The sequence below is a fragment of the Pseudomonas avellanae BPIC 631 genome (assembly GCF_000444135.1).
Lineage (GTDB): Bacteria > Pseudomonadota > Gammaproteobacteria > Pseudomonadales > Pseudomonadaceae > Aquipseudomonas > Aquipseudomonas avellanae.
In genome coordinates this window covers 1-10,110 of record NZ_ATDK01000369.1, presented here as the reverse complement: position 1 = coordinate 10,110, position 10,110 = coordinate 1, and the positions used below count along the sequence as shown (strand labels likewise).

Below are 10,110 nucleotides of genomic sequence, written 5' to 3'. Positions count from 1 at the left end.
ATGCGCGATTAATCGATCGATTTTTCAACAAATAGCGGCTTATTTTAGGAAAAGTCCGGCTATCGGCCACGGCGCGGTGAGTTGATCGGAGGATCCTTAGCACTGCGTAGCGAAGCAGCCCCAGCGAGCTGCATCCCTTTACCCAGTACGCAGAGTCGAGTAACTGCACATGGTCATCATGGGATCTGCCTTTGAGCGATGTCACCAGTGCATGAATTTCCGGCGTCGTGCAGAGCGTTTTGATGGCTTCGCGCTCCGCACGCGAGAGTGCCCAGAAATGCTTGCCCAGTGGAATGCTGGGTTGAGTGTCCTCGAAGCGCTCCTTGGCAAGATGCTTCCACGTGCGCTGTACAGCGCTACGCATGCCGGCTTTTACCTGCACCGGGCGGTCAGGCTCTTCATCGCCGTCGCCCATGAAAGCTTCCTCGTAGCCTTGCATCATCTCTTCCAGCATACGTGCCGTTGTCACCCCAGGCAGGTCCGAGCCGCGAGCAGCCGTTGCCAGCGACAACCCCAGCCTGACCAGATCGTGAGCAGGATTGCCGATCACGGCTTGATCAAGGTCGCGTATGTGCATGTCTATGCGCCCTTTTGAATCCCCTGTCGGCCCCAGATTGCCGGCATGACAATCCCCGCAAATCCATACCGGCGGGCCGCTGGGCAGACGCCTGCCTGACTGGCTGTGAAGCCACTCATAGAACTGCGCGGTATTGCCGCGAACGAACGCATGCGCTGATCGCGCCATCTTCAGATTGCGCAGGTTGGTCAGGGTTTTGAGGCGTGCGTTGGGTCGAGGCGTTTTCATTGGAAAACCTTGAAGAAAGTTACTTCATTGACTCGCGAGGTTGCATGAATGTTTCAAGATATTTCAAATTTGATGAGCTCCCTGTTTTCATTGCTTAAGACGCTCTCGACTGGCAACTTCATTTCAAAACCAGTGCATTTGGCTACCGTTCAAATGCACTGGTAAACAGGCTGATACGAGCAATCCAACTATAGATCCACCCAAGCGATACTCCCAAAAACGTCAACCCACCCACCACATAAAAATTGACACAAACGGCAATTTGCCACTAATGTGGCGGCCTGCCGACGTATAACCGTCAGCCAACGGATTGAATTGCAAGGGAATGTTTAGTATGCACGGTGCGCTCCTTCGTACTGGCAAAAGCGATGAATTCATCGCTGTAGGCGAAACCGGGCAACCTGTCTACAAGGCCGCGTTGCAACTGATTGCCGCCCTCACCCGCAAATCGCCGTCTCTGGCGAATTTCCTTGCCGTGCCGAAAAGCAACGAGCAAGGCAGTGTCATCGACTGGTACAGCCCGATTCAAGGTGATGTAGTGCCCTGGAGCTCGGCGACTGAGGCCGAGCGTGACGTTGCCAGAGCCCAGCTGAACCATTTCAAGACGGCTATCGCCGAAATGAGCGCTTCGCTGGTGCAGGCCGGCAGCAAGGGCGGCCAGAGCGATCAGATTATTTTCGGCAAGCTGTTGGGGCTGGTTCCGCATGCTCCCGCTGACAGTTACGTTTACCTGGTCGAAGCCACACGCACCAACGCAGAAGGCGTAGCCGAGCGTTACAGCCAGCCCATTCTGACGTTTTGGGGCTTTGTGCAGAATGAAGGTGATCGGCACCGTGATCCGCTTTACTTTCTGACGCCCCGGGCAGCAACGCCCGTACCCTCCCCTCTGCCAACCACGCCCGTGCCGGAAGCTCCGGCAGTGCTGCCGTTTGTTGCCAAGCCGGCTCGGCCCTGGTGGCGGCGTTTCTGGTGGCTTTTGCCGTTGCTGCTGATCCTGGCGCTGCTGCTGTTCGGTCTGCTGAGAGGCTGTTTGCCAACAGTCACCTTGCCTGTTGTGGACGTGACGTTGCCCACTGCGCCGGTCACCACAGAGAGCATTCAGTTGAAAGACCCGGCGATAGAAAGCAGCGTGGTCAGCGCTGCGCCATTGCCCTCTACCGCGAGCGTGGCCACCGGCGAGCCTTCTTCCGAAGCGCCCGTCGAAGCCCCTGCGGTAGCGCCGGTGCCCGAGCCGAAGCCGCAAGCCAGCGAGCCTGTTCCTGCCGAGCAGCCAGAGAAGCAAGAGCCGCCACAGCCAACCGTGCCCAGCGCCGAACCTGCCCAGGCCAGTGCCCCCGGCGCGCCGTTGAGCATTCCGCCTGGCGCTGCAGAAGGACCGGCCGAGTTTCTGAACGGTAATTACCGCGCCGGTGCCGGGATCATGGACGCCAAGACTTCCAGGCCGTTACGGCTTGAGTATGCGTTCGAAAAAGGCCAGGGCAAGGTCACCATCCGACGCCCGGACGGCGTGTCCTGTTCCGGCGCGATCAACGCAGCCATGAACGGCGGCAACCTGGCGTTGAACAGTCAGGCACAGGCTGACTGCACCGACGGTAGCGGCTACGACATGCCTCAGGTGTCCTGCAAACCGGGTGCCCAGAGCATCGCCGACTGCAATGGCAACTATGGCAACACCCAATTCCCCATGTCCATGCGGCGCGAATAAAGGCTGTACCCATGCTGCCAGAACTGACGCAATTTGAAGAAACCGTTCACCTGATCAATGACAGCGGAATCCAGTTCCTGGACTTCGCCGTCAAACTGGATCTGCGTAACGAGCCTGCCGGACGTTTTGCGAAAATGGGCAATACGCTCATTGCGCGTCTGCTGCAGAACCAGGAAACCAAGCAGTATTTCCACTTCGGGCCGGTGGGCACCGCCAACCAGTCCGGTGAGCGTCTGGCGCAATCGCAGGCTCAGGAACGCTTGGTCAGCGAAGTCGACGACGAAGACCTCACGCTGGGTATGCAGTCCAGTTTCAAGCTGCTGGATGGTTTGTGGTTGCCCGCGCCGGTGTTTCGTTTTTTACCGCCAGAGCGTTACGACGAAGGCCCTACCAACTGGGCGCGGGTTCGTCTGATCGAGCTCGAACAGCCTGATGTCGATGGCAACACCCACCGCCTGACACTGGCATTCGACACGCGCGCGATGGCGTCGGCGACCGGCATGCAATACCTCGCACCGACCCGGGACGACATCAATGCCGGTTCGTCCTTTCGCCTGGCGTGCCACGCGCGCCAGAGCCGCTGGTTTCTGGACCAGAAATGGGTGCAGGACTGGCTGGCGGAGATCTACCGCGAAGGCAACCGGCATCGTCCCAGCGAAGACGTTGAAGAAGAGCTGGTCGAGCAGCGCCACATTGGTCACTACCTCAACCTGCTGAGCCTCATGGCCAAGCCTATTCCCGAGCAGCGCAGCAGCGAACCTGCACGCGTTGTCGTCCCGGACATCAAGCTTGCCGCCAATGGCGCAGACTCGATTGATCTGCCTATCAAGGTGGACCTGGTGCTGGATGTGGGCAACTCGCGTACCTGCGGCATTCTGATCGAGAACCACGGGCAGTCCGGCGACGGGATGAAGCACAACTACATCCTGCAGATTCGCGATCTGGTCAATCCGGAACGGGTGTACAGCCAGCCGTTCGAAAGCCGCGTGGAGTTTGCCCAAGCATCGTTCGGCAAGGAAAACTTCTCGGTCCAGAGTGGCCGGCATGATGCGTTTCAGTGGCCGACCATTGCGCGGGTCGGTGTCGAAGCCGGGCGTTTGTCTGGCCGTCGGCGTGGTACTGAGGGTTCTACAGGCCTGTCGAGCCCCAAACGCTACCTGTGGGACGAAAACGCCTACACCCATGGCTGGCGCTTCAACAATTCCTACGTGCAGACCGACAGCGAACCCAAAGCGACCGCCGCGCCGTTCTCGCACAAGATCACCAAGCTCGGTCAGGCGTTCTACAAGCTCAAGAATGAAGACGACCGCCTGCCTGCCTGCGTTCTCACCGCAATACTCGCGCAGCTCGCTGATGACCTTCATGCTCGCCGAGGTGCTGACGCAAGCGCTGTTGCAAATCAACAGCCCGGCGCAACGCACCCGCATGGGACACACTCAGCGGCCTCGCCAGTTGTCCAGCATCATCCTGACCGTACCGCCGGGGATGCCGCAGGTAGAACGCAGCCTGCTCAACGACCGACTGCTTCAGGCGCTGGCGCTGGTCTGGAAATGCATGGGCTGGCACGAAGGCGACCTCGACCCGAGCAAGGCCAAGGGGCTGAATTCGCCCGTGCCTGCGCCTCGTGTGCCGTTGCCGCGCATAAAAGTGGAGTGGGATGAAGCCACGTGCGGTCAGCTCGTTTACCTGTACACCGAAATTCGCGAGAACTTTGCCGGTCACGCACAAGAATTCTTCGACACGCTGGCACGCCCGGACAAGGCCAATCGCGAACACATCACGCTGGCGAGTATTGATATCGGCGGCGGTACTACCGACCTGGTCATCACTGATTACTCGCTTGAGCGCGGCGCTGAACAGGCGAGCGGCAGCAACGTTTCGATCATCCCTGAACAGCGCTTCCGGGACAGCTTCAAGGTGGCCGGCGATGACATCCTGCTGGACATCATCCAGCGTTTCGTATTGCCTGCTCTGGAACAGGCGCTCAAAGACTTCGGCGTGGTATCGCCGCGCTCGCTGCTGTCGCGACTCTGCGGCGACGAAAGCACCAGCGCCCAGGAAGCCATCCTGCGCCAACAGCTAAACCTTCAAGTGTTCGTGCCGCTGGGCCTGCGCCTGCTCAAGGACTACGAAACCTACGACCCTGAATTGCCAAGCCCTGTTCACGACTACAGCTTTGCTGATTTGCTGGAAAAAGAGGCGATCAGTGACCGTATTCGCGAGTACGTGGCCGGTGGTGTACGACGCATTGATGGCGGTCGCGATGGTTTCGAGCTGGGTCAGGTGGTACTGCGTATCGATCTGCCAGCCATTCACCAGGCCTTCCTCAAAGGCCAGATCAACCTGAGCAAGATCCTCGACGCGCTGTGTGAAGTGGTCTTCCAGTATCCGTGTGACGCATTGCTGCTGACCGGTCGCCCTTCACGCCTGCCGGGCGTGCAGGCTTACATACGCCGCAAAGTGCCGCTGCCACCGGGGCGCATCGTGCCCATGAACGGTTATCGCACCGGCGGCTGGTACCCCTTCCACCGCAATGGGCAGATTGACGACCCCAAGAGCACCGCAGCGGTTGGTGCGATGCTGTGCCTGCTCAGCGAGCAGCGCAAGGTGTCGAACTTCTACTTCAGCGTGGGCCGGCTCAAGCCGTATTCGACCATGCGCCATATTGGCAAGCTGGACGAAAACAACCTGGTCATCGACCACGACATGCTGTATCGCGATGTAATCAAAAGCGACGCGCAAGGCAACGAATTCCTTCAGTTGCACGAGCCGCAGCTCGATGGTCCGCAGTTGCGGGTGCTGGGCAAAACACGCCTGGGTTATCGACAGCTCAACGCCGAGCGCTGGGTCGCGGCGCCTTTGTACCTGATCGAGCTCACCGAGCGCGGCACGCGAAAGCTGGTCGGCAAACCGACCAAGGACGGCAAGGAAGCCTGCCTGCTGCTGCGTTTTCGCGTCGATGGTGCAGATGCCGACCGTGGCGATGCAGAAATCATCGCTGAAACCCTGGTGATCGACGACAACATCGAGAGCAACACCGGTGAGTCCTTCGATCGCAAGGACGTGAAACTACAGCTCTACACCATGTTGAGCGCCGAAGGTGGTGCTTCCAACTATTGGCTCGACAGCGGGAGCGTGAGTCCGAAATGACTACTCTGACCACCAGACAGATACAACTCGCCCACGCCTGGACATCCGTTCACACCGGCGCTGGCCTGGCCCTGGACTGGGTCGCCGATGTGGCCGGAAAGGTCGAGGAAGTCGCCACCAAGGCCGACGCCCTAAGCCGTGACTTGCACCGCGCGCGCAACCTGTCCCGCAGCCTTGGGCGGGTCTCGACGACGCCCATGGGTATCGGTTTTTTCGGCTTGTCTCAGGCAGGCAAGAGCTACCTGATTTCCGCCCTGGCGGCGGACGAGAAAGGCCAGTTGCTGACCCGGCTGGGTACTCAGCAACTGGACTTCATCAAGCACGTGAACCCGGTGGGCGGCGGTAAAGAGGCCACCGGTCTGGTCACGCGGTTCACCCGCACGGCCGCGCCAAGCCTGGACCCGCACTTTCCGGTGGAGCTGCGTCTGTTTGGCGAAGTCGAGATCGCCATCATCCTGGCCAATGCCTGGTTCGAGGACTTCGATCATCAGCGCCTGAACAGCCAAGTCACCGACGCACAGATCGATGCCCTTCTGCAGCGTTTCGAGGGGCAATTGGCAGCCGCGCCGACACCCGGCGTCAGCAGCGACGACGTGGTGCTGCTATGGGATTACCTGGAGCACCATTACGCCAACGCCATGCGCCCGCTGAACGCCCGTTATTGGCCTTGCGTGGTCAAACTGGCGCCGCGCTTGTCAGTACGCGAACGCGCTCAGTTGTTCGAGCCACTGTGGGGCGGCATCGGCAAAATGACCGAAACCTACGAACAACTCGCCTCTGCCCTGCACCGTCTGGGTCTGGCAGAGACAGTTTTTGCGCCGATCAGCGCGCTGGTCACCGAGCGCGACGGGCAACTGGTACAAAGCAACAGCATCATCAACGTCGACATTCTCAGCCGTCTTGGCGGCAGCGCGGACTCGGCCATCGAGGTGCGTCCTGCCAGTGAAGGCACCTTGCGCCCCGCCGTGTCGGTGAATCGGGCCGAACTGGCGGCGCTCACCAACGAGCTGATTTTCCGCCTGGACAACGAGCCGGCAAACGCCATCGTCAATAGCGTCGATCTGCTCGACTTCCCGGGCTATCGCAGCCGGCAGAAGCTGATGAGCATCAACGAGGCCAGCGAAGTCGACAGCAATGGTACCGCCAACAATCCGGTCGCCAGGCTGTTGCTGCGCGGCAAGGTCGCTTACTTGTTTGAACGTTACACCAACGAGCAGGAAATGAACGCGCTGGTGATGTGCACCAGCACCTTCAAGCAGAGCGAAGTGGTGAGCGTCGGTCCGGTGCTCAAGAGCTGGATCGACAAGACCCAAGGCACCAGCCCCCAGCAGCGCGATGGACGGGCCAGCGGGCTGATCTGGGCGTTGACCATGTGTGACGGCTTTATCGGCGGCGCGCTCAACGGCGAGACCGTGCAGTTTCCTGAAGGCTGCGACAACATGCTCAAACTGACCATGATCGAGCGATTCGGCAACGAAGACTGGATGAAACAATGGGGCAGTACGCCCTTCAAGAACACCTATCTGGTGCGCAAGCCGCGCTTCAAGACCAGCTTCATCGAGCTGGCGGCGGACGGTGAAGAACGCGCTTACAGCGACTCATCGCACACTGCGTTACAGGCACTGCAACAAGCGTTCAGCAACAGTGAGCTGGTCAAACGCCATGTGGCAGAACCGCAAGACGCCTGGCAGGCAATGCTGACGCTGAACGACGGCGGCATGACCCGTTTCAGCGCGGCGTTCAGCCCGATCGCCAACATCGACTTCAAGTTACAGCGTATTGCCGAGCAACTGGACGAGTTGATGGTGCAGTTACTGCCGCGCCTGGAGGAGTACTACGAAGCCGGTGGCGAAGACGAACGGGCCAAGAAGAAGGTTATCGCCAACATGATTGCCCGCCCGTTCGCGACCACGCCGCACGGCAAGCATGTACTTGGCGAGCGGCTCGGTTACATGTCGTTGCCGGAACAGCAGTTGCGCGACCTTTACCTGAACGGTGATTTCGGTAGCCCTGCCAGCGACGCCACGGCAGCGGTACAGGCCGTCAGCAAGCCTGAAGTGGAATACGACATCTTCGGCGAGGCCATCGCATCGACTGCCACGGTGGAAACACCCGCAGCACCGGCTGTAGCGCCGCAATACCAGAGCCATGAACACCGGTTCGCCCGAGCAGCCTTCGATCTGTGGGCAACGCACCTGCGCAACCTCAGTCGTCGCCAGCACTTGCTGGACCTGCTGGAACTGCCCGCAGAAGCCATCGCCCTGCTGGTCAAGGAACTGGTGGTCTGCGCCGAGCGCCTGGACTTGCCATTGCAACTCAGCAATGCGCTGCTCAAACGTGCCCAGAGCGGTGTGCGCAGAGAAAACCTGGTGCAGCGCCAGGTGCTGACCGCGCAATTGCTGCTCAACGACTTCGCCGCCTGGTTCGGGCACACCGCCCAGCCGGCGGGGCAGCGGCCAACGGGCCTGCTGGGTGCCAAACAACCGCTGTTTGCTTTTTATCAAAAGGAAATGCCAGGGCGCTTCCCGCACCTCGCCGCGCAAGCCGACGACCAGAGCGTGATTTTCGCCGATGACTGGATTTCCGGCATTGCCATTCATACCCAGAAAAACGTCGGCCACCGCAAGGGCAAAGAAATCACTCCTGAGCAGAACGAGGCCATGGGCCGCGTCATCCAGGCGTTCAAAGCGAGATAATTCATGTCCATCACCATCAAACTCTCACCGCTGGCGAGCCCGGTTCCCGGCCGTGGCTTTCTCCAGGTACGTGGCTGGGAGCATGACGCAGGTAATCTGGAATTTGCCATTCAGCGCAACCAGGACGATTACTACCTGCAACACAGCCAGCAATGGGCCAATGCGCCCTGCTGGTTCGCCCAGCATTTTGTGGAAGACGCCCAAGGCGATTCGATCAGCCATGAAGTAGGCCCGGACATCGTCGACCCGCTTCTGCAGAACTCGGCAACCGGAGTATTCAATTTTCGCCTGCGCAACCCGGACGGCAGCGCCGAAGACGATAACCCGATGATGTTAATGGAGGGCCTGGCCCTGTCCGGCGCGGGCAGTGCCACCGGTCCCGGTGCCGCGCAAACTACCGTCAGCATCGCCCCGGCACAACCGACCGTGCAGCCGATGCCAGAACCTGCCCCGGTTGCGCAGCCTGAAACCATCGAGCCGCCATTGCCGGAGCCGATTGTCGAGCCCGTACCTCCAGCACCGCTGCACCAAGCCAAAAACCGTACGGTGTTGCTGCTGATTATCGGTCTGGCATTGCTCGCCATCATCGCCGCAGGGCTGTGGTTCTGGCTCAAGAAGCCGCCTGCCCCCGAGCCAACTGCCGCTGTAACCGCCCCTGCCGACGTGGCACCTCCTCCGGCAGCCCCCGCTGCGCCTTGCAGCGTCGAAGCGTTGAACACCGAAAACGAGTTGAGCTTCGTACAAGGCTGCATCAAGCAGGCCCCTGACAGCGCAACACTGTTGAATGTCATCGGTCTGGCCAAAAGCAACAAGCAATGCGGTGTCGCTCAGCGGCTTTACGCCAATCGCGCCCAGGCCGGCAATGTCGAAGTGGCCCAGGCTTACGCGCGTGAGTACGACCCCAAATACCTGCAACCCAGCGCTTGTTTCACCGCGCCGGACAATGCCACTGCCGCTTACTGGTACGAAACCATTCTGGGCTATCAGGCAGACAACGCAGAAGCCGCGCAACGTCTGAAGGAGCTCAAGCCGTGACCGTGCGCACTTTTTCACTGACCCTCATGGCTTGCATGTGCCTGGGTGCCGGCCTGGCTTCGGCGGCCGACAAACCGTTGCTGCAGGAAGGCAAGAAGACCCTGTTCCAGCGGGTGCTGACCACGCCGGGTTGCCACCTGAGCGCTGCCGCTGGCGGCCCTTCCGGCGCCGAGCAGCCTCCGTTCAGCCGTTTCTACGTTTACGAGCATGCCAATGCAGGCAATGCCGAGTGGATCAAGGTGGGGCCAGACAGTTTCGGTAAAACTTCCGGCTGGCTGCCAGCATCGTGCACCGTCGACTGGAAAATGCAGCTCACCCTGGCATTCACTAACCCGGCCAACCGCGACCGGCTGATGTTTTTCAAGGAGCGCAAAACGCTTGAAAGCATTCTGGACGCACCCGACCCGGTAAGCCTCGTCGCACCGCTACGTGCCAAGCTCAAGCAAAGCACGGTGGCACCTGGCGTGCTGGCCCAGGAGCCGGAATACTTCATCGACATGCAAAAGCAGTTTTATCTGCTGCCTGTACTGAGCGGCGAAGAAGTCATGACCGAAGCGGGTTTTCGCACTCGCATTCTCAACGTGGCGTCGGTGAGCAAGGCCGACGCAGTCGCAGCCGCGCAGCAGGCCCAGTCCGGGGCGAGTCAGGGCCAGAGCCCGGCCCAGACAGCGGCAAACGCCACTAGGGTCTGTTCCCGTTTCACATTGGTAGCCACAGAA

At 60.2% G+C, this 10,110-nt stretch carries 4 protein-coding genes and 2 pseudogenes; 5 read left to right on the top strand and 1 reads right to left on the bottom strand.

Going from position 1 to position 10,110, the window contains the following annotated elements; genetic code table 11:
- A partial coding sequence (locus DW49_RS0122000) for a DUF2252 family protein (protein ID WP_024421401.1) occupies window positions 1–805 on the bottom strand: 805 nt, incomplete at its 3' end.
- A 334-nt stretch (window positions 806–1,139) separates the two neighbouring features.
- Here DW49_RS0122000 and DW49_RS0121995 point away from each other — a divergent pair.
- The 5 genes and pseudogenes from DW49_RS0121995 to DW49_RS0121975 form a co-directional block, all read left to right on the top strand.
- Complete coding sequence (locus DW49_RS0121995) at window positions 1,140–2,510, top strand: SrfA family protein (RefSeq protein ID WP_005617695.1); 1,371 nt, start codon at window positions 1,140–1,142, stop codon at window positions 2,508–2,510.
- Window positions 2,511–2,521: 11 nt separating this feature from the next.
- Window positions 2,522–5,660 (top strand): annotated as a pseudogene (locus DW49_RS01000000128715) (virulence factor SrfB).
- Window positions 5,657–8,356, top strand: a complete 2,700-nt coding sequence (locus DW49_RS0121985; RefSeq protein ID WP_005617694.1) for a putative virulence factor — start codon at window positions 5,657–5,659, stop codon at window positions 8,354–8,356. Before DW49_RS01000000128715 ends, DW49_RS0121985 begins: the two are co-directional and overlap by 4 nt.
- Before the next feature lie 3 nt (window positions 8,357–8,359).
- Window positions 8,360–9,391, top strand: a complete 1,032-nt coding sequence (locus tag DW49_RS0121980; protein ID WP_005617693.1) for a hypothetical protein — start codon at window positions 8,360–8,362, stop codon at window positions 9,389–9,391.
- Window positions 9,392–9,417: 26 nt separating this feature from the next.
- Window positions 9,418–10,110 (top strand): annotated as a pseudogene (locus tag DW49_RS0121975) (vWA domain-containing protein); the annotation flags it as partial.

Excerpts from the sequence above, each read along its gene's own strand:
- DW49_RS0121995 (WP_005617695.1), top strand. The coding sequence starts at position 1,140 with ATGCACGGTGCGCTCCTTCGTACTGGCAAAAGCGATGAATTCATCGCT.
- DW49_RS0121985 (WP_005617694.1), top strand. The coding sequence starts at position 5,657 with ATGACTACTCTGACCACCAGACAGATACAACTCGCCCACGCCTGGACA.
- DW49_RS0121980 (WP_005617693.1), top strand. The coding sequence starts at position 8,360 with ATGTCCATCACCATCAAACTCTCACCGCTGGCGAGCCCGGTTCCCGGC.